Consider the following 18371-nt stretch of genomic DNA (forward strand, 5'->3'; position numbering starts at 1 on the left):
TCATTTTCCCTTAGTATATTAGGAAATGCTCAGAAAGTAAATTAAATATCGACTATTTTATCCGCTATTCGACCTACTTAGTACATACTGCAATCCCTAATGGATATTGTAAGTTTTCACGTCCAGGCTCAATTAAGACGCCATTTTGGTAATAAAATTGTGTCGATTGGTAGTGTATGAATAATTCTTTAAATTCATCTGGCGTTAGCTGATGGACGTGAAATGGAGACCCGCAAGGCTTGCCACGCCCCTTGCCAAATGGAGTTGATACGATGAGTGTCCCACCTGGTTTGAGTAATCGATTATAATTGTCTAATAATGCCTGTTCTTCCTCAATGTGTTCAATGGTTTCAAAGCTTACAATCGCATCGAATGTCCCCATTTGTTCAACCAATGTTTCATCGACTGCATTGGCAATGATAAATTGTGTTTTAGGATGGTAGTATGCCCCTTTTGCATAATTAATGATTTCTGGGTCTAGATCGACTCCAATCACTTCTTCAACTTGCCTTTTTCTTCTCTTTACAATCATATGACTCCCGTAACCCGCACCACATGTTAAGTCGAGAACTCGGCCATGTAAATACGGTAATGCAAATTGGTACCTAGCTATATGTTCTAACAATAATGGGTTCGTTGGGTCCATCATTTTCGGTATAACACGTTCTCCTGTATCTTCAATCATAGCGATTCCCTCCTAGGAAACTATTATGCCAAAAGTCATATGATGTTAAAACCTTTTTGACGGCTGAACGTCTACAACCTATAATGGTTGTAGTTTTATTATAAAGGATGATTGCCGTGAATGAATCAGAATATCAAAAACGTAAACAAGACCCATCATTAAAACTTTTCGTCGTTTTATCAAAGGCTTCTAGGGCATTAGGAGATTTAGCACAACTCGATATGACAAGATACGGGTTGAACCCAACTGAATTTGCTTTATTGGAGTTACTGTATCACAGAGGCAAGCAACCCCTACAAAAAATTGGAGAAAGAATTTTGTTAACGAGTGGTAGTATTACTTATGTCGTTAATAACCTAGAAGAAAAAGGGCTGTTAAAAAGAATACCCTCATCAAATGATCGTCGCGTTACATACGCTGAAATAACTGAAAAAGGTCGCGAGTTGTTAAATGATATTTTTCCTAAGCATTGGGAAGAGATCGAACGGTTTATGGATGGTCTAACAGAAGATGAAAAATTACAGGCAATTGATTTAGTGAAAAAACTTGGTAGGTCAGCTGAGGAATACAAAATAGAAAAACGATAACAAAGGTCACGACCGTGATATACACACACCTTCCTTATTAGTCATAAAATAAAGCACAGTGTAGAATGATGAGGGAGGCTAAAAAGAAAATGTATCGAAATGATTATGGCGTATACCCATGGGCTCAAGGCCCTAATGATCCATATTATAATTATGATCTTTACCATTCAGGAATGTATAATGCGATGCCAATGGAGACGACGGGAGGTTATCAGCATTTTTATCCTGATTATCAACAATTCCAAACCTATGATATGCCACAACAACCTATTTTTCCCACGCATTATGATGAGCAACCTTTTATAATGCAACATGATCAACAAACGATGACACCTTCACAAAAACAAATGCTTATGCAATATTTTCAAGACGAAAATGGTGAAGTCGACCTTGATAAAGTTTTTAAAACTCTCGGGCAAGTCGTACAAATAACACAACAAGTTTCCCCGCTATTAAAGGGTTTAAACTCAATGGTGAGAGATTCATGAAATAATGGGGGCATGAGAGCAGGTGCGAGTGTATAATCGGGCGAACGCTTAAATAATTGGGCGTTCGCCTGAATATTGAGGATTTCGCCCGATTATCGGGATTTTCGCCCGATTATAATTTTTTTCGCCTGAATATTGAAGATATCGCCTGAATAATCAATAATCAGGCGATATCGATGAATGCGAATAAAGATGCTAATACATGTCATGAGCTGCTTATTCCCTATGTAAATTCTCCAAATGGAATTATCGTCTCCAGCTGATTTAAAGTGCTGTACAACTAGTAGCGAGTGCTGAAAAAAATAGGTTGAACGCTGATAAAAGTAACAGCGAGCACTAATAAAACTGACCACTCATTCAAGGGAACTCACCACCTCAACTCAAAAAAATCTCCTCCCGTTTTATTGATTGGTATGAAACCAGTTTCAATAATCGAGAGGAGATCATATACCTCAAATTAAATATAAGCATTAATCAACATTCGTCTTTATTTTTCATCTTCAAGGAATGAGATCACTAACCCGCCTTCACCTGCATAGTTGGCAATTAACGGCCCCATTTCAACAATATAGTCTTCATTATGATTATAGTGTTCTTTAATTTGACTTAATACTTTTTTTGCTTTGCTCTCACAATTGCTTTGAGACATTGTAATCGTTTTTCCGTCTAATGTTTTCGTATAGTCACCAATTTGTTCAACTAAGCGACGCAATGCTTTTTTCTCACCGCGTACTTTTTCAGTGACATCAATTTCTCCTTCATCAGAAGCTTTCATTAACAGTTTGATATTTAACGTTTTGGCAATGGTTCCACGAAACTTATCAAGACGCCCGCCTTTTATTAAATTTTCAACGGTTTTCAAAGAAAATAGAGTAACGGTTTTTTCGACGTTCTGTTTGGTTTCAGTAACAATCTTCTGAAATTCCTCACTCTTAATTTTCATTTTGATTGCTTCGTTTAGTAATAGAGTGATCCCGCATGAAGCTGTTTTAGTGTTAATGATTTCAATTTCTCGCTCTGGTTCCTCATCTAATAACATATCTCTTCCAATAGTTGCATTTTGATAAGTAGCACTTAAATTTTTAGTTAGTGATAGTAATAGAATGGGTGATGTTGGGTCGACTTCTTTAAACGCTTCATAGAAATCATTAGGGCTAGGAGCTGAAGTTTTAGGGATTTCTTCAGATTCTAAAAACTTCTCGTAATACTGTTTTGTTGAAAGTTCAACCCCCGCTTTATAGACGCCATCATCAAAATGGATGTTTAGCGGAATAACTTTAATATTAAATTTTTCTGAGAAACCTTGTGGTAGGTCTGCCCCACCATCAACCATAAATTGAATACTCATGTTAACACCCCTATTAAATAAAATTGATCTATGTTTGTTTTTGTTCATTAATAACTTTTATTTTTCTTTTTTTAGATGTACTAATGATAAATAGCATAAGTCCAACGATTACAATTGAACCACCTAAGAATTGTGACCAAGTAACCAGTTCTCCGAGAATGAAATACGCCATGATTGAAGCACCGATTGGTTCAAAGAGTACTCCCATCGTTATTGTTGAAGCACTCACCCATCTAATCGCCCAATTAAACAATGTGTGACCAAAGAATGTTGGGATAATTGCAAGTGCTAAGAAATACATCCATGTTTCACCTGTGTATCCTGTAAAAGATTCACCTAAAACAATATTGTATAAGACAAGTGTTATGGAGCTTATACCATATACAATAAACGTGTATGTCATAAGTGAAACACGCTTACGAACATCTTGTCCAAATAAGAAATAACCAGTAATAGCAATCGCACCCATTAGCGCTAAAAAGTTACCAACTAAAGCCATTCCACTAATTTGAAAGTCGCCCCAACTAATAATAACACTACCGGTAAAAGCAATCACCATACTTAAGACTGCTCCACTTGTAAAACGCTCTTTAAAAAATAAATATGTACCTATAAACGCGAATATGGGTTGGGTTGTCACAAGAACAACAGAACTCGCAACAGACGTATGGTTGAGTGATTCAAACCATAAAATGAAGTGAAGGGCTAAAAAGATACCAGCAGCAGCTGAAAACCACCAATCGCGTCTTGATATATATTTGAAATCACCTAGATGTTTCCATACTATATATGGAAGCATGATTAATACAGCGAGTAGTAAGCGGTAGTTAGCAATCATGGATGAAGGTGCATCCGCTAACCGAACGAAAATAGCAGACGTTGAAACAGCGACTACACCAATTGCGATGGCTATGTAGGGTGTGAATTGTTTTTCGCTCATATGATCACTCCTAGTATGCTTCCATTGATTATAGTCGAAATCTTCCTTTATACCGAGCAAATATGATAGGGCCTATGGCAAGCCCACCAATTAAACCGAATATATGTCCATAAATATTGATTCCTGGACGAAACGTTAAAACTAAACCAACAATAACAATGACGACAATGATTTGCCTACTATTCGCATCAATTAGTTCAGGTCTCATGAAGAGTAGGTATAAATAAATACCGAATAGCCCAAAAATCGCACCTGATGCTCCAACATTTGATGTGGCCAAATCTGCTAAGTATAATGTCGCTATATTAGCAATAACACCAGCACCTAAATATGCTAAAATAAACTTAAATCGCCCAAGCATTGCTTCTAAAGCAGGGCCAAACAAAATTAAACTGAATGTGTTAAACAGTAAATGCATAGGTTGAATGTGGACGAAGATGGATGAAAATAAACGCCAATATTGATCATGTACTAAAATAGCGAAGTTCCAGCCTGTTAATAGCTGGCGAATATCCATTGATACATTAACAGCTAAGAAAATAATAATATGTATGACAACAATTGATGATATAACAGGGTAAAAACGCAGGAATTCCCTAAAGCTTTCTGTGCGTAAAAAAAACATGGCAAACGCCTCACTTTAGATGAGTTTATTTCCTTTAAGAATACTAATCTTTATGAAAACATGCAATAAGAAAGAAGGGCTTTCATGATTAAAGGTACTGGAATAGATATTACAGAGTTAGACCGTATTAAAAATTTACTAGAAAAACAACCACGCTTTATTCAACGAATCTTAACTGAAAAGGAACAGGAAAGATATTATTCTTACAGTAATTATAATAGGCAGGTTGAATATTTAGCAGGTCGGTTTGCGGCTAAAGAAGCATATAGTAAAGCGATGGGGTGTGGTATTGGAAAGGAGTTATCTTTCCAATCGGTTGAGATCATATCTACTCACCATGGACAACCACAATTCCTTTTAAACAATGAGAGAATGCATGGTGTTCACGTTTCTATTTCTCATAGTAAAGATTATGTTGTAGCGCAAGTAATAATTGAACAAGTTTAATAGCTAGTCTGCATATTCATACTCCTTGTCTCATATAGTGTATTGCGGGTAACAAAAGGGTCCGATGTGCACATTGTCACCGCAACTGAATAGATCGCTTGTTCAAAAAGTAAACAAGCAGCGAAAATTGAGACGAAGGAGTTGTCCAAATGAAAAGAAAACTTTTTCTCTTCTTATCCATTGTGTTAACCGCTGTTCTTTTAACGGCATGTGGAGAAGAGACTGTAGACGATGTTCTACAATCACTTGATGACCAAGTAGCTGACATGTCGAGTTTCAAGGCCTCAGCAGAGATGACGATGACCACGGGGGAAGAATCACAACAATATCAAATTGACGTTTGGCACAAAAAAGAAGATTATTTCAAAGTTGCAATGAATAACACAGAGGATGAAGAAGGTAATCAAGTCATTTTGCGTAATGATGAAGGTGTATTTGTTTTAACTCCTTCGATCAACAAAAGTTACAAATTCCAAAATGACTGGCCAAAGCAACATAGCCAACCTTATTTATACACCTCACTTGTCAGCGACATTATTAGTGATAGTGAACGAGAGTTTCAAATGACTGATAATTACTATGTCTTTAAAGTGAAGACAAACTATAAAGGTAATCAACAGTTACCTTTTCAGGAAGTTTACTTCCACAAAGGATCCTACCACCCGGCGTTAGTAAGAGTGCAAGACCATAATGGTGAAACAATGGTCGAAGTCGATTTTACATCATTTGAAACGGATGTAGAAATTAGTGATGAAGAGTTTGATACTGAACAAAACTTAGCAGAAGGTGCAGTGAGCGTGCCGACAATGGCTGAATTAGAAGATCGTGAAATGGAAGTTTATTCCCCATCGTCCTTACCTGAAGGTGCATCTGCTGCTAGTGAAGAAGTGATTGATTTTGAAGATGGTGAAAGAGTCATCTCATCTTATGAAGGTGATAAGCCATTTACTTTAGTACAAGAGAAGTTTGACTCATACCCTACTAGTTTAATGGCTCCAGTCCATGCAGGCGGTGACATGGTTGACTTAGGATTTGCGGTAGGTCATTTAACGAACAGTTCATTAGAATGGGAGTTAGATGGCATGCGTTTTGTCCTAGCTAGTGACTCATTAACGGTAAATGAAATGATCCAAGTTGCACAATCGGTAGACTCTGAGATGATGAAGTAACCTATAAATAGAAATAGAATAAGTCATTGATCATGCCCAACATAAATCTTGGGCATTTTTTCTTTTAAGTCAAGACTACAGTCATTTGACATGATGTGTGAAAGAAATAGATAATATAGAGAAAAGTCCTTTTCTAAAGGTAAGAAAAGAAGGTCAAAGCATGGAAAACCATTTTTATCGAGATACGTGGGCAGAAGTTGATTTGAATGCCATTAAACATAATATTAAACAAATGAAAATGATCTACCAATCACCTAAGAAAGTGTATGCTGTTGTTAAGGCTAATGGTTATGGACATGGTGATGTAGAAGTGGCGAAAGCTGCATTAGAAGCTGGTGCTGACCAATTAGCGGTTGCATTACTTGATGAAGGGATTCGATTAAGGAAACATATACCTGATACACCTATTTTAGTCCTTGGTAGAATTCGTCCACGTGATGCCCAAATTGCTGCTTGGCATAATTTGACGGTCACAGTTTTTCAAGCAGATTGGGTAGTAGAAGCTCGTCAGTATTTGCATTCTAATTTAAATGTTCATATTAAATTTGATACCGGAATGAATCGTTTAGGTATAAGAACAGCTGCAGAAGCGTATGATGTATTAAAAGAGCTTAAATCGACAAGTATTGAAATTACAGGGGTTTATTCCCATTTAGCAACAGCAGATGAGGATGAACGAACACATCTTGAGAAGCAATTAAAACGGTTTAGACAATATATAGAGGAGTTTAAACCCCAATTGCCAGAAGAAATAGAGTTTCATATAGGTAACTCTGCTGGTGCGATGAGATTTAAAGACTCCATGTATGATGCTGTTCGTTTTGGGATTGGCATGTATGGTTTATACCCATCTGAACTTGTTAAAGAACAGACTGGTATACCCTTAAAACCAGCCTTTTCATTAATTAGTCAACTATCACATATTAAAAAAATTAATCCAGGTGAGACGATTAGTTATGGAGCAACTTATACCGCTTTAGAAGAGGAGTGGGTTGGAACTGTTCCTATAGGTTATGGTGATGGTTGGATTCGTAAGTTACAAGGATTCGAAGTTATTATTGATGGGAAAAAGTATCCTATAGTCGGTCGGATATGTATGGATCAGTTTATGGTCAAATTAGATCGCTATATCCCGATTGATACAAAGGTTACAATCATCGGTGAGAATAATGGAGAATTCGTTTCGACAGATGATGTCGCTAACCATCTAGAAACGATTAATTATGAGATTCCTTGTATGATTAATGAGCGAGTACCAAGGGTTTATTTTGAGTGAATAACTCTTAAAGTAGCACCACAATCATATTTAAGTTGAGTTTTTTCTTTACGAAACTTAGCGAATGATGTTATGATATTTATTAGATTTGTTGTTCGTAAAATGTTGGGGGTGTAAGGATGTCAGATTCTTCAAAAGAGGTAATGATACAATTACCGATGTCTTTACTGAATGAGTGTGATGAATTGGTTGAGAATGAAGAAGAAATGGTCGATCGCCAACAGCTCATTCTGCACGCTATTGATAGCTATGTGAAAGAAGAAAAGAAACGTAAAATTAAAGAAAAGATGCGCCGTGGTTATGTAGAAATGAAAAATATCAACTTAGATATCGCATCTGAAGCTTTCCAAGCTGAAGAGGAGGCTGAAACCACTCTTGAGCGCTTAGTGAGTGGGGTGTAATTAATTTGTATGTTAAACGTGGCGACGTCTACTACGCAGACCTGACCCCCGTGGTAGGCTCTGAACAGGGCGGTGTTCGTCCAGTTCTTATTATTCAAAACAATATAGGTAACCGATTTAGCCCGACGGTAATCGTTGCTGCAATCACAGCGCAAATTCAAAAAGCTAAATTACCAACTCATGTTGAAATAGATGCGGAAAAATATGATTTTGAGCGTGATTCTGTTATTTTGCTAGAACAGATTCGAACGATTGATAAACAGCGACTAACCGATAAAATTACAACACTAGATGAATATTTAATGAATCAAGTGGATGATGCATTGCAAATTAGTCTTGGGCTATTAGACTTATAATAAGGTTAGAAGAAGACCACCATTTATGAGTGTATTTTGTAAATACATTCATAAATGGTGGTCTTTTAGTAGTTGGTCAGTATGATGAGCATTAATCACTTGTGGTGGAGGCATTATGTTAGTAGTGCTGCTCTTTATATTTACGGATGTTAACGCTATAATGTAAACATACAAATTAATGCTAAAGTTTTCTGACAAATGTAGAAAAAAATCATCCGTAGTGGTAAATTGTAAATAATAGTTTAAATATGGAGGTACTGTTTAATTATGAATCTACAAAAGATTGTACTAGAACATAGTGATGAAATTGTAGCGAGATGGTTTGACAAACAAGATAATCAATCTTTACAGGATTACAGCTCAACGATATCAACTGAGATGATTGAACAGATGAACCGTGAGTTTTCAGGGATTATCGTTTCAAGCTTGAAAGGCGGAGAATCTCAATTAAAAGAGTTAGATGAATTTGCTGAGAAGGTAGTCAATATTGGGTGGCCATTTGGTTATATCACAGAGGGGCTTCAAATCTTCCGTACAGAAAGCATTAAGTTTGTTTTAGACTTACATGAAACTGAAACTAAAAGTGACTTCATTGAGGTGATGGAAGGGGTTAATGCTTGGCTAGACCCTCTTAAAATTCGATTAATGAATCAGTACTCCACAAACTGGAACAATATTATTTCATTACAGAAGCTAGCTTTAGAGGAGCTTTCTGCACCATTAATTCCTGTCATGGATGAAGTGACTGTTATGCCGCTTGTTGGAACGATTGACACAGACCGCGCCAAGTTAATTATGGAGAATTTATTAAATGGTGTTGTGAAAAACAGAACTGATGTCGTTTTAATTGACATTACTGGAGTACCAGTAGTTGATACGATGGTTGCTCATCATATCATTCAAGCAGCAGAAGCGGTGAGACTACTAGGTGCAACGTGTATCTTAGTAGGGATTAGGCCAGAAATTGCACAAACAATTGTTAATTTAGGCATTGATTTGAGTCAATTCCCTACTAAGAGTTCATTGAAGAAAGGCTTTGAAACAGCTTTACAAATGACAGATAAGAAAATAATTTCAAATGACAATAAAACAGAAGATATTGAAGATATTTTAGATTCAATCGGAAAGGAGTAATAGTCTTGCGCGTACCAATTTTAAAGTTGCATAATTATTTATTAGTATCTATTCAAATCGAGTTGGATGACCAAACAGCCATGCAATTTCAAGAAGACCTGTTAAGTAAAATCCACGAAACAGGAGCAACAGGTGTCGTAATTGACCTTACTTCTGTAGAGGTTGTTGATTCATTTATCGCAAAAGTTTTCGGTGATGTCGTATCAATGGCTGATTTAATGGGAGCAAAGGTTGTATTCACTGGTGTTCAACCAGCAGTATCTATGACTTTAATTGAATTAGGTATTTACTTAAAGGAGGTACCAACTGCACTAGATTTAGAACAGGGTATAATTAAGTTAAGACAAGAATTGGAGGAGAAGTGATGAAAGAAACGGTATCCTCTGTTGCTATTAAGAAAGAATGGGATATTGTCGCTGCTCGTCAAGCAGGAAGGCAAATCTCACAGCGCTTAGGTTTTGGTTCTGTTGACCAAGCAAGAATTACAACGGCTATATCAGAACTAGCTCGTAATATTTATTTATACGCTAAAGAAGGCGAAATTATATTTGATGAAGTCCATGATCTGCCAAAGGTTGGGCTTAAAATCATTGCTAAAGACAAAGGGCCTGGGATTAATGATCTTAGTGCTGCAATGAAAGATGGTTATTCCACTTCGGGAGGCTTAGGTGCCGGTTTGCCAGGGGTTAAACGTTTAATGGATGAGTTTGATATGGAGTCTGGCGATACGGGTACTAAAGTTACCGTGATTAAGTGGGCTCGACCATAGGAGGGGGAGCAATTGAGCTCATTAAAATCGGATATGCAAGACTACAAAGAGTTATTATCACAGTATTTAAAAACGAAAGACGAAGCGGTATTATACCAAGCAGAACAGTTTAGTAAGCAATCTATACAGCAAAATATATCACCAGATGAAGTTATTAATGTTCATTACCAAGCATTACAAGAATTGATTCCAAATATTGATGAAAGTGTACAAGATTCGTTTCAGTTCTTAATAGAGACCATGATCTCATATGGCTTGGCCTATCAAGAACACCAAGTATTACGTGAGAAACAGATTGAATTGAAATCAGAAATTGGTGTAGCAGCCAATATGCAAAATACATTATTAAAAACATCAGTTCCAAGTGCAAATGCTATGGATATAGGTGTTAAGTCAGTTCCAGCAAAAGAAATGAATGGCGATTACCATCATTTTATTAAAGATGAACAAGGTAATATTGGGGTTGCTGTAGCTGATGTGATCGGTAAAGGAATACCAGCAGCGTTTTGCATGTCAATGATTAAGTTTGCTATGGAAAGTTTCACTGAGAATCAAATTTATCCGCAGTGGATTCTAGAGTCTTTAAACCGAGTTGTTGGACGAAATGTAGATAAGGGCATGTTTGTCACCATGTTCTATGGACTCTACGATGTATATACTCACCAATTTTATTATGCATCTGCAGGACATGAACCTTGTTATGTTCTTCGTGAGGAAACAGGGGAGTTTGAAGAGATAGATGCTAAAGGATTATTACTAGGGGTTGAAAGTACTGTTCAATACGAACAATTACAAACTGCTATAAACCCCAATGACCTCATTGTGTTATTAACAGATGGTGTAACAGAATGTCGGGTAGATGGTAGGTTTATCGAACAAGAAGAAGTATTAAATGTTATTAAGGCTCATGCCCATTTAGAATCTCAAGAAATCGTGGATCATGTCTTTAAATACTTTGAGCGTTTACAAGATTTTCAGCTTAGAGATGATTTTACTTTAGTAGTTATGAAAAGAAATGATGGGTAAGAGGTTTTAAGAAAGTTAATAGTGGGTATATCCTATTAGGTAAACTATAGAATGGGGGATTACAGAAATGAACTTACATATCGATGGTCATCGAAACGAGAATTTAGGTGTTTTAAAGCTTTCTGGTGAAATCGATGCTTACACAGCCCCTCAATTAAAAGAAGAATTACTTGCTTTAGTTGAGGAGAAACGTGAAGTAGAAGTTGATTTACTAAAAGTGAACTATATGGATAGTACAGGTTTAGGAGTGTTTATTAGTGCTCTTAAATTATCAAAGGAAAAAGAGCATCATTTAAAACTTATAAACTTACAAGAAAATGTTTATCGCCTATTCAACATTACAGGACTAAATGATGTTATTAATATAGAAAATACAGTTAAGGGTGAATTGTCATGAAGGAAGCTTTCGATTTTGTTGAAATGAAGCTACCTGCAAAATCTGAGTTTGTCGGTGTTTTGCGGTTAACCATTTCAGGTGTTGCGAATCGTATGGGGTTTTCATATGAGGAAATAGAAGATTTAAAAGTAGCGACTTCTGAGGCAATAACAAATGCTGTTAACCACGCTTATTATGAAGAAGATTCTGGTGAAGTGACTATAGGTTTTGGCCTATATGAGGACCGTTTAGAGGTGATGGTTGCAGATCGTGGAGGAAGCTTTGATTTACAGGAAGTTAAAGAGCAAATCGGTCCTTATGATGAGAGAGAAACAGTTGAGGATATGAGAGAAGGAGGGTTTGGTCTCTTCTTAATCGATGCCCTAATGGATAAAGTGGAAATTAATAATAACCATGGAGTAATCGTCATAATGACCAAGTTTTTGTATGAAAATGAGGTGGGGCAAAGTGACGACCAAATCTCAACAACACAATAACGGAGAAGATATATATCAACTAATCGAGTATTTACATGAAAACCCAGAGTGTGAAGAGACTCAAGAAAAGATTATTTACAAATATGAAAACTTGGTTCATTCACTAGCAAAAAAATACTCTAAAAATAGTGAAATTCATGAAGATCTAGTACAAGTTGGGATGCTTGGTCTAATGGCTGCTATTCGCCGTTACGACCCTACGTATGGGAAATCCTTTGAGTCATTTGCCGTACCAACTATAATAGGTGAAATCAAACGCTTTATTCGTGATAAAACTTGGAGTGTTCATGTTCCAAGACGAATTAAGGAACTTGGACCTAAGATAAAATCTGCAGTAGAAGACCTAACAACTGATATGCAGGAATCACCCTCAGTAGCTGACATTGCCAATTATCTAGGTGCAACTGAAGAAGAAGTATTAGAAACAATGGAAATGAGTAAAAGTTATAACGCACTCTCTACTGACCGACAAATTGAAGCGGATGCTGATGGTAGTACAGTAACGATTTTAGATTTAGTGGGTAATCATGAAGAAGGTTATGATAAAACGGATTATAAGCTTCTAATCGAAAAGATTATGCCTTTATTAAGCGAAAGAGAGCAAGAAATATTGAAATTTACCTACTTTGAAAATCTAAGTCAAAAAGAAACGGGCGAACGTTTAGGCTTATCACAAATGCACGTTTCTAGATTGCAACGTCGTGCGCTAAGGAAGTTAAGAGAGTCGATGGGTGAAGAAGATTTGGAGGTTTTATTTTGATTGAAAAGAAAGACCGCATGGAGGTTGCTACTTTTCAAAAACCGAAAAAAGGGAACTATCACTCAGGTGACTCTTATTTTTACATGGAAATGAATGATGGTTTCATATGTGCTTTAGCTGATGGGTTAGGGAGTGGAGAGATCGCTAAAGATTCATCAGATACAGTGATTAATGTGATCAGAAACCACCTTGATGAACCATTAGATGTATTAGTTGAACAAGCTAATAAGTCCCTGTTTGGTCATCAACTGCGAGGCTGTGTCTTAGGTATATTACGTGTTGATTATAAACGACAACTATATTCTTATGTTTCAATAGGAAATATTAGTGTTATTGTGGTTGATTGTTATGGGAATAAGCGTAGAAATATACCGGTTCCGGGTTATTTATCAGGTGTTAAGAAGCCAGTTAAAGTTCAAGATGGGAAGCTTGAGGCTGGCTCTGTTTTCTTTATGTTTTCAGATGGAGTCAATGAACGTCAATTAACTAAAGAATTTTATAGCCATGATACGATGGATTTAACGATTCAATGGTTTAGATTACAGCAAAAAGACTATATGGATGATGATACCACATTAATTGCAATGAAGTATCAAAAGGAGTGAGGGTGACCTAGTACGGTTTCCCTCATTTTTAATCTATAGTTCTAATCGCTTAGTCAGTAAGGCCTTTGCTGTATAAGGTGAATATATGTTTTACAATACAGCAGGACTTTAATATTTAATAAAACTTCTTAAAAGAACAATTCATGGTAAGGACATTTTTTTGTTATAATAAGATAGATTCTAATATTATGGGAGGAAACATTTTGGCTGAAATACAGAATGAATTAATCCAAGTCACCTCAAAACAAGTCAGTATTCAAGAGGCGATTGTGAAAACGGTTGTCCAAATGATCGATGAAGGGAATACTGTACCTTTTATTGCCCGCTACCGTAAAGAGCAAACGAAAGGGCTAGACGAAACTGAAATTCAATCAATTAAAGAAACATATGACTATCAACAACAATTACATACACGTAAAGAAGAAGTTGTTCGATTAATTGATGAACAAGGTAAATTAACAGATGAGTTAAAGAAGGACATTTTAAAAGCTACTCAGCTTCAAAGAGTTGAGGATTTATATCGTCCTTACAAGCAAAAGCGTCGAACACGTGCGACAATTGCGAAAGAAAAAGGGCTTGAGTCATTAGCAGAGCTTGTATGGAAGCAAGAGGGGATTCAAGTTAATGAAGAAGCAAAACAGTATCTTTCAGAAGAGCATGAGCTAACAGATGTTGAAGCGGTGCTACAAGGTGTTAACGATATTATTGCTGAGTGGATCTCAGATGAACCTGCATTCCGTGATGATATTCGTTCATACACCTTTAAGCAAGGGGCTATTACTACAGAGCTTAAGAAAAATGCAGAAGACGAAAAAGAAATATTCCAAATGTATTATGAATATCAGGAGCCTGTCAGAAGTATGGTGCCCCACCGTGTATTAGCCGTCAATCGCGGGGAGAAAGAAAAAGTATTAAAAGTAGCGATTGAACCTCCTGTTGATCCGATTATCGATTATATTAAACGAACTGTTATTAAAAATAATCAAACAGAAGAGGCAGATTTAATCAATGAAGCAATTGAAGATAGCTATAAGCGATTAATTCAGCCGTCAATTGAGCGTGATATTCGAACATCACTAACAGAGAATGCTGAAGAACACGCGATTGACATATTCGCTAAAAACTTAAGAAACTTACTACTTCAGCCACCTTTAAAAGGAAAAACGATTTTAGCTGTCGACCCAGCATTTCGGACAGGGTGTAAGCTAGCAATTGTCGATGAAACGGGTCAAATGCAATCAGTAGATGTCATTTATCCAACTGAACCGAAAAAAGACATCGCTGGTGCAAAGAGGAAAGTGCTGAAGTATTTAGAAGATTATCCTATTGAATTAATCGCGATTGGTAACGGTACAGCTTCTCGTGAGACTGAGCAATTTATTGCAGACTTAATTCAACAGCATCAATTAGATGTTGCTTATTTAATCGTTAATGAGGCAGGAGCAAGTGTATATTCTGCTTCTAAGTTAGCAAGAGACGAATTCCCTGACCTACAAGTGGAGGAACGCTCTGCTGTATCAATCGCAAGACGAGTTCAAGACCCACTAAGTGAACTTGTTAAAATCGACCCAAAATCAATCGGGGTTGGACAATATCAACATGATGTAAGTCAGAAGAAATTAAATAACTCATTATCATTTGTTGTAGAAACAGCTGTAAACCAAGTTGGTGTTAATGTGAATACAGCATCTTCTTCATTATTACAATACATTTCAGGTTTAAATAAGACTGTAGCTAATAATATCGTGAAATATCGTGAAGAGAACGGAAAGTTTATAAATCGTAAGCAAATTAAGAAAGTTCCACGCTTAGGTAATAAAACATATGAGCAGGCAATCGGCTTCTTAAGAATATTAGATGGAGAAAACCCACTAGATCGAACTTCGATTCACCCAGAAAGCTATAGTGCGACAGAAGATTTACTAAGGAAGCTTGACTTAACTACTGATGCCATTGGTTCTGAAGAGGTGCGACAGAAGCTAGGTGAAATGACTAATAATCAGTTATCTGACGGATTAGATGTTGGGCATTTGACATTACAAGATATTGTAAATGACTTAAAAAAACCAAACAGAGACCCTCGTGATGAACTACCTACACCGCTTTTAAAAACGAATGTATTATCGATGGAAGATTTAGAGCAAGGGATGGAGTTACAAGGGACTGTTCGTAATGTCGTTGATTTTGGTGCTTTTGTTGATATTGGCGTTAAACAAGATGGCCTTGTCCATATCTCTAAATTATCAAATCAGTTTGTGAAAAATCCATTAGATGTTGTAGCGGTTGGGGATATTGTAACGGTTTGGATTGATGAAGTAGATGTAAAACGACAGCGTATCGCATTAACGATGATTCCTGTTACGAGCTGAATTATTCATTGAGTAACTTTTTATAGTAAAAAAACCAACACTGATTTAACGTTTTAATTTGCTGTTTGTCTTTAGAAGCATAAGCATTAAGAAACTGGTTTTGTAACCAATTAGGCATAAACATCACCTTTTAATTTATTTTGTAATTTATATTATGCAGCCACAGCTTATTCGCTTCCGTAAAATATAATATTCTGTATAAGGAGTAATAGAAAATCCGAACGATTCATCGAAAATGAACTCGTTCGGATTTTTGTGTTTCGCGCTCGCGACTTCCAAAAGTCTCGAGCGCTGATAAAAGTAGCTGAGCGCTGATAAAAAGCCCCCGAACACTGATAAAATGATCCGCTCGGGTAACTTCTCATCTTACACAAGGTATCAAAGATCGCATTTTAACAATATTTCATTTCTTTTGTCTCAGACTTGAATTAGAATATGAACGAGTCGTGTTATAATTAAGAATTATGGGTAAGGTTTTCTTAATTTTAAAAAGGTGTAGGGCGTGATCATGATGAAGCAAGAAGAGCTTGAATTATTAACAAATAAATTGTCCCAACAATTCTTTGGTAAACCTTTTGTTGACTCTGTTCAATTTAATAACCGTTTACGTACGACAGGTGGAAGGTATATCCCAGCAAAACGAACTATTGAAATCAATCCTAAGTATTATAAAGAATTAGGTGAAGAAGATTTAATGGGGATTATTAAACATGAATTGTGTCACTACCACCTCCATATAGAAGGAAAACCTTATCATCACCGTAGTCGAGAATTTAGAGCATTGTTGGAAGAAACGGGGTCACCGCGATTTTGTGGCACTTTACCTTCAGAAGAGGACAAGAAAAAACACCAGTTTCAATGCCGTAGTTGTGGTTTAACTTTTAAACGAAAAAGAAAAATTAATCCTGCTCGCTATCGTTGTGGTAAATGTCAGGGGAAAATTGTACAAATCCAATAAATTTAAATTACTTATTACGTATTGACGAACAATATATAGCATGATAAATTATAAAAGCTGACACAGAGGAACTGTTTAGCTCAATCGAAAAACTTAAATAAATTAATTGATTAGTAATTGACATCAAAAAGAAGATGTTATATTATACTGTATGTCGCAACAAATTAACGCGACTATGCATCAAGAAATGCACCTTATAAAATTAATAAAAGTCATAAAAAACACTTTACATTAGGTAGATAACATTTTATAATATTTTAGCGTTGAAGTTGTACGAGATTACTTCTTAGATGGAAGAAATAAAATGCACCTTATAAAGTTGAATTGACTCATTAGTATTATTCCAGCGTAGCTCAGTGGTAGAGCAGTTGGCTGTTAACCAATTGGTCGCAGGTTCGAATCCTGCCGCTGGAGCCATGGAGAAGTACCCAAGTGGCTGAAGGGGTTCCCCTGCTAAGGGAATAGGTCGCATTGAGCGGCGCGAGGGTTCAAATCCCTCCTTCTCCGCCATTTTAAAATTATAAGGCCCATTGGTCAAGTGGTTAAGACACCGCCCTTTCACGGCGGTAACAGGGGTTCGAATCCCCTATGGGTCATCTGGTCCGGTAGTTCAGTTGGTTAGAATGCCTGCCTGTCACGCAGGAGGTCGCGGGTTCGAGTCCCGTCCGGACCGCCATTATTTTGGGCCATAGCCAAGCGGTAAGGCAACGGGTTTTGGTCTCGTGATTCCCAGGTTCGAATCCTGGTGGCCCAGCCATTTAATTAAAATTAAATATTGGTTGATCAGTCTTTTTTTATGCCTGAAATAGAGTGAATCAAGGTTAAAGCTAATTGCTGGAGGTTCTAATTGATTCTCTTTGGCTCATCACTTGCGGTCGTGGCGGAACGGCAGACGCGCTAGGTTGAGGGCCTAGTGGGGTAAAACCCGTGGAGGTTCAAATCCTCTCGGCCGCACCAAAACATTAAAAAAGACTTGCGAAACTTATTTGGATTTGTTAATATAGAGTTTGTCGCATTTAGCGCCCGTAGCTCAATTGGATAGAGCGTTTGACTACGGATCAAGAGGTTAGGGGTTCGACTCCTCTCGGGCGCGCCAACAATAAAGATAATCATCTGCGGGTGTAGTTTAATGGTAAAACCTCAGCCTTCCAAGCTGATGTTGTGGGTTCGATTCCCATCACCCGCTCCATATATGGGCCTGTAGCTCAGTCGGTTAGAGCGCACGCCTGATAAGCGTGAGGTCGGTGGTTCAAGTCCACTCAGGCCCACCATATAAACTTTCTTCGAACCTTGAAAACTAAACAAAATAGCCTGTCGTCAATTCTAGTTTTCTTCTTATTGACTTGTAGAAGAAAACAAAGAGATGACATTAAACGAGTCAATCAAACACTTTTATGGAGAGTTTGATCCTGGCTCAGGACGAACGCTGGCGGCGTGCCTAATACATGCAAGTCGAGCGCGGGAAACAAACTGAATCCTTAGGGAGGACGTTTGTGGAACGAGCGGCGGACGGGTGAGTAACACGTGGGCAACCTGCCTGTAAGACTGGGATAAC

22 protein-coding genes, 9 tRNA genes and 1 rRNA gene are annotated in these 18371 nt (G+C 37.1%); 27 read left to right on the top strand and 5 right to left on the bottom strand.

What is annotated here, in order from left to right; all coding sequences use genetic code 11:
• Nucleotides 1–73: 73 nt before the first annotated feature.
• On the bottom strand, nucleotides 74–685 hold the full coding sequence (locus ABDZ63_RS01970) for a class I SAM-dependent methyltransferase (RefSeq protein WP_343781431.1): 612 nt from the start codon (nucleotides 683–685) through the stop codon (nucleotides 74–76).
• A 116-nt stretch (nucleotides 686–801) separates the two neighbouring features.
• Between ABDZ63_RS01970 and ABDZ63_RS01975 the strand changes: the two genes are divergently transcribed.
• Together ABDZ63_RS01975 and ABDZ63_RS01980 are read left to right on the top strand one after the other, a co-directional pair.
• Nucleotides 802–1272, top strand: a complete 471-nt coding sequence (locus ABDZ63_RS01975) for a MarR family winged helix-turn-helix transcriptional regulator (RefSeq protein ID WP_343781433.1) — start codon at nucleotides 802–804, stop codon at nucleotides 1270–1272.
• Between the two features lie 89 nt (nucleotides 1273–1361).
• Complete coding sequence (locus ABDZ63_RS01980; RefSeq protein ID WP_343781435.1) at nucleotides 1362–1760, top strand: YppG family protein; 399 nt, start codon at nucleotides 1362–1364, stop codon at nucleotides 1758–1760.
• Nucleotides 1761–2247: 487 nt separating this feature from the next.
• Here ABDZ63_RS01980 and ABDZ63_RS01985 read toward each other — a convergent pair whose 3' ends face one another.
• The 3 genes from ABDZ63_RS01985 to ABDZ63_RS01995 are packed head-to-tail and all read right to left on the bottom strand — an operon-like array spanning nucleotide 2248 to nucleotide 4673.
• On the bottom strand, nucleotides 2248–3108 hold the full coding sequence (locus ABDZ63_RS01985) for a DegV family protein (protein WP_343781437.1): 861 nt from the start codon (nucleotides 3106–3108) through the stop codon (nucleotides 2248–2250).
• A gap of 28 nt (nucleotides 3109–3136) precedes the next feature.
• Entirely contained in the window at nucleotides 3137–4048 is a 912-nt protein-coding gene (locus ABDZ63_RS01990; protein WP_343781438.1) for a DMT family transporter, read from the bottom strand.
• Between the two features lie 28 nt (nucleotides 4049–4076).
• Nucleotides 4077–4673 carry a rhomboid family intramembrane serine protease gene (locus ABDZ63_RS01995; protein WP_343781440.1) on the bottom strand — a complete coding sequence of 199 codons (597 nt, stop codon included), beginning with the start codon at nucleotides 4671–4673 and terminating at the stop codon, nucleotides 4077–4079.
• Between the two features lie 84 nt (nucleotides 4674–4757).
• Here ABDZ63_RS01995 and acpS point away from each other — a divergent pair, with 84 nt between their 5' ends.
• From acpS to ABDZ63_RS02065, 14 genes are all read left to right on the top strand, one after another.
• A complete protein-coding gene (acpS, locus tag ABDZ63_RS02000) occupies nucleotides 4758–5120 on the top strand; it encodes a holo-ACP synthase (RefSeq protein WP_343781441.1) in 363 nt (120 codons plus the stop codon).
• Between the two features lie 149 nt (nucleotides 5121–5269).
• Complete coding sequence (locus tag ABDZ63_RS02005) at nucleotides 5270–6289, top strand: LolA family protein (protein ID WP_343781442.1); 1020 nt, start codon at nucleotides 5270–5272, stop codon at nucleotides 6287–6289.
• Between the two features lie 160 nt (nucleotides 6290–6449).
• On the top strand, nucleotides 6450–7565 hold the full coding sequence (gene alr, locus ABDZ63_RS02010; RefSeq protein WP_343781444.1) for an alanine racemase: 1116 nt from the start codon (nucleotides 6450–6452) through the stop codon (nucleotides 7563–7565).
• Nucleotides 7566–7684: 119 nt separating this feature from the next.
• Entirely contained in the window at nucleotides 7685–7966 is a 282-nt protein-coding gene (locus ABDZ63_RS02015) for an antitoxin (RefSeq protein WP_343781445.1), read from the top strand.
• Between the two features lie 5 nt (nucleotides 7967–7971).
• The gene (locus ABDZ63_RS02020) at nucleotides 7972–8322 is read left to right on the top strand and encodes a type II toxin-antitoxin system PemK/MazF family toxin (RefSeq protein WP_343781447.1); all 351 of its coding nucleotides are present in this window, start codon (nucleotides 7972–7974) and stop codon (nucleotides 8320–8322) included.
• Between the two features lie 267 nt (nucleotides 8323–8589).
• Complete coding sequence (locus tag ABDZ63_RS02025; protein ID WP_343781448.1) at nucleotides 8590–9456, top strand: STAS domain-containing protein; 867 nt, start codon at nucleotides 8590–8592, stop codon at nucleotides 9454–9456.
• Between the two features lie 5 nt (nucleotides 9457–9461).
• Nucleotides 9462–9821, top strand: a complete 360-nt coding sequence (locus ABDZ63_RS02030; protein ID WP_343781449.1) for an STAS domain-containing protein — start codon at nucleotides 9462–9464, stop codon at nucleotides 9819–9821.
• Nucleotides 9821–10225 carry an anti-sigma regulatory factor gene (locus tag ABDZ63_RS02035; RefSeq protein WP_343781451.1) on the top strand — a complete coding sequence of 135 codons (405 nt, stop codon included), beginning with the start codon at nucleotides 9821–9823 and terminating at the stop codon, nucleotides 10223–10225. Before ABDZ63_RS02030 ends, ABDZ63_RS02035 begins: the two co-directional genes overlap by 1 nt.
• Before the next feature lie 12 nt (nucleotides 10226–10237).
• On the top strand, nucleotides 10238–11251 hold the full coding sequence (locus ABDZ63_RS02040; RefSeq protein WP_343781452.1) for a PP2C family protein-serine/threonine phosphatase: 1014 nt from the start codon (nucleotides 10238–10240) through the stop codon (nucleotides 11249–11251).
• Nucleotides 11252–11318: 67 nt separating this feature from the next.
• Complete coding sequence (locus ABDZ63_RS02045; RefSeq protein WP_343781454.1) at nucleotides 11319–11648, top strand: STAS domain-containing protein; 330 nt, start codon at nucleotides 11319–11321, stop codon at nucleotides 11646–11648.
• On the top strand, nucleotides 11645–12124 hold the full coding sequence (gene rsbW, locus ABDZ63_RS02050) for an anti-sigma B factor RsbW (RefSeq protein ID WP_343781455.1): 480 nt from the start codon (nucleotides 11645–11647) through the stop codon (nucleotides 12122–12124). Before ABDZ63_RS02045 ends, rsbW begins: the two co-directional genes overlap by 4 nt.
• Entirely contained in the window at nucleotides 12096–12884 is a 789-nt protein-coding gene (gene sigB / locus ABDZ63_RS02055; RefSeq protein WP_343781456.1) for an RNA polymerase sigma factor SigB, read from the top strand. The genes rsbW and sigB overlap by 29 nt, the downstream gene beginning before the upstream one ends.
• Nucleotides 12881–13489, top strand: a complete 609-nt coding sequence (locus tag ABDZ63_RS02060) for a SpoIIE family protein phosphatase (RefSeq protein WP_343781457.1) — start codon at nucleotides 12881–12883, stop codon at nucleotides 13487–13489. Before sigB ends, ABDZ63_RS02060 begins: the two co-directional genes overlap by 4 nt.
• A 188-nt stretch (nucleotides 13490–13677) precedes the next feature.
• A complete protein-coding gene (locus ABDZ63_RS02065) occupies nucleotides 13678–15858 on the top strand; it encodes a Tex family protein (protein ID WP_343781458.1) in 2181 nt (726 codons plus the stop codon).
• 1 nt (nucleotide 15859) lies between these two features.
• On the opposite strand, the gene cmpA is transcribed toward ABDZ63_RS02065, so the two are convergent.
• Complete coding sequence (gene cmpA, locus ABDZ63_RS02070) at nucleotides 15860–15982, bottom strand: cortex morphogenetic protein CmpA (protein ID WP_425541929.1); 123 nt, start codon at nucleotides 15980–15982, stop codon at nucleotides 15860–15862.
• 387 nt (nucleotides 15983–16369) lie between these two features.
• On the opposite strand from cmpA, the gene ABDZ63_RS02075 reads away from it, so the two are divergent.
• The 11 genes from ABDZ63_RS02075 to ABDZ63_RS02125 form a co-directional block, all read left to right on the top strand.
• A complete protein-coding gene (locus ABDZ63_RS02075) occupies nucleotides 16370–16816 on the top strand; it encodes a SprT family protein (protein WP_343781461.1) in 447 nt (148 codons plus the stop codon).
• A gap of 342 nt (nucleotides 16817–17158) precedes the next feature.
• Nucleotides 17159–17233: transfer RNA gene (locus ABDZ63_RS02080), tRNA-Asn, on the top strand.
• A gap of 1 nt (nucleotide 17234) precedes the next feature.
• Nucleotides 17235–17326, top strand: a tRNA-Ser gene (locus ABDZ63_RS02085).
• Between the two features lie 14 nt (nucleotides 17327–17340).
• Nucleotides 17341–17412 (top strand) — tRNA-Glu (locus ABDZ63_RS02090).
• A 3-nt stretch (nucleotides 17413–17415) separates the two neighbouring features.
• Nucleotides 17416–17492, top strand: a tRNA-Asp gene (locus tag ABDZ63_RS02095).
• 6 nt (nucleotides 17493–17498) lie between these two features.
• A tRNA-Gln gene (locus ABDZ63_RS02100) sits at nucleotides 17499–17573 on the top strand.
• A gap of 114 nt (nucleotides 17574–17687) precedes the next feature.
• A tRNA-Leu gene (locus ABDZ63_RS02105) sits at nucleotides 17688–17773 on the top strand.
• A 62-nt stretch (nucleotides 17774–17835) separates the two neighbouring features.
• Nucleotides 17836–17912: transfer RNA gene (locus ABDZ63_RS02110), tRNA-Arg, on the top strand.
• A 19-nt stretch (nucleotides 17913–17931) separates the two neighbouring features.
• Nucleotides 17932–18005: transfer RNA gene (locus tag ABDZ63_RS02115), tRNA-Gly, on the top strand.
• A gap of 5 nt (nucleotides 18006–18010) precedes the next feature.
• Nucleotides 18011–18087, top strand: a tRNA-Ile gene (locus ABDZ63_RS02120).
• Between the two features lie 120 nt (nucleotides 18088–18207).
• A 16S ribosomal RNA gene (locus ABDZ63_RS02125) occupies nucleotides 18208–18371 on the top strand; the annotation flags it as partial.

It is taken from the genome of Alkalibacillus silvisoli (assembly GCF_039521975.1).
Lineage (GTDB): Bacteria > Bacillota > Bacilli > Bacillales > Alkalibacillaceae > Alkalibacillus > Alkalibacillus silvisoli.

What these genes read in the sequence shown, in the direction of transcription:
- ABDZ63_RS01970 (WP_343781431.1), bottom strand. Translation starts at nt 685, where the DNA reads ATGATTGAAGATACAGGAGAACGTGTTATACCGAAAATGATGGACCCA.
- ABDZ63_RS01980 (WP_343781435.1), top strand. Translation starts at nt 1,362, where the DNA reads ATGTATCGAAATGATTATGGCGTATACCCATGGGCTCAAGGCCCTAAT.
- ABDZ63_RS01985 (WP_343781437.1), bottom strand. Translation starts at nt 3,108, where the DNA reads ATGAGTATTCAATTTATGGTTGATGGTGGGGCAGACCTACCACAAGGT.
- ABDZ63_RS01990 (WP_343781438.1), bottom strand. Translation starts at nt 4,048, where the DNA reads ATGAGCGAAAAACAATTCACACCCTACATAGCCATCGCAATTGGTGTA.
- ABDZ63_RS01995 (WP_343781440.1), bottom strand. Translation starts at nt 4,673, where the DNA reads ATGTTTTTTTTACGCACAGAAAGCTTTAGGGAATTCCTGCGTTTTTAC.
- acpS (WP_343781441.1), top strand. Translation starts at nt 4,758, where the DNA reads ATGATTAAAGGTACTGGAATAGATATTACAGAGTTAGACCGTATTAAA.
- ABDZ63_RS02005 (WP_343781442.1), top strand. Translation starts at nt 5,270, where the DNA reads ATGAAAAGAAAACTTTTTCTCTTCTTATCCATTGTGTTAACCGCTGTT.
- alr (WP_343781444.1), top strand. Translation starts at nt 6,450, where the DNA reads ATGGAAAACCATTTTTATCGAGATACGTGGGCAGAAGTTGATTTGAAT.
- ABDZ63_RS02015 (WP_343781445.1), top strand. Translation starts at nt 7,685, where the DNA reads ATGTCAGATTCTTCAAAAGAGGTAATGATACAATTACCGATGTCTTTA.
- ABDZ63_RS02025 (WP_343781448.1), top strand. Translation starts at nt 8,590, where the DNA reads ATGAATCTACAAAAGATTGTACTAGAACATAGTGATGAAATTGTAGCG.
- ABDZ63_RS02035 (WP_343781451.1), top strand. Translation starts at nt 9,821, where the DNA reads ATGAAAGAAACGGTATCCTCTGTTGCTATTAAGAAAGAATGGGATATT.
- ABDZ63_RS02045 (WP_343781454.1), top strand. Translation starts at nt 11,319, where the DNA reads ATGAACTTACATATCGATGGTCATCGAAACGAGAATTTAGGTGTTTTA.
- rsbW (WP_343781455.1), top strand. Translation starts at nt 11,645, where the DNA reads ATGAAGGAAGCTTTCGATTTTGTTGAAATGAAGCTACCTGCAAAATCT.
- ABDZ63_RS02065 (WP_343781458.1), top strand. Translation starts at nt 13,678, where the DNA reads ATGGGAGGAAACATTTTGGCTGAAATACAGAATGAATTAATCCAAGTC.
- cmpA (WP_425541929.1), bottom strand. Translation starts at nt 15,982, where the DNA reads ATGTTTATGCCTAATTGGTTACAAAACCAGTTTCTTAATGCTTATGCT.
- ABDZ63_RS02075 (WP_343781461.1), top strand. Translation starts at nt 16,370, where the DNA reads ATGAAGCAAGAAGAGCTTGAATTATTAACAAATAAATTGTCCCAACAA.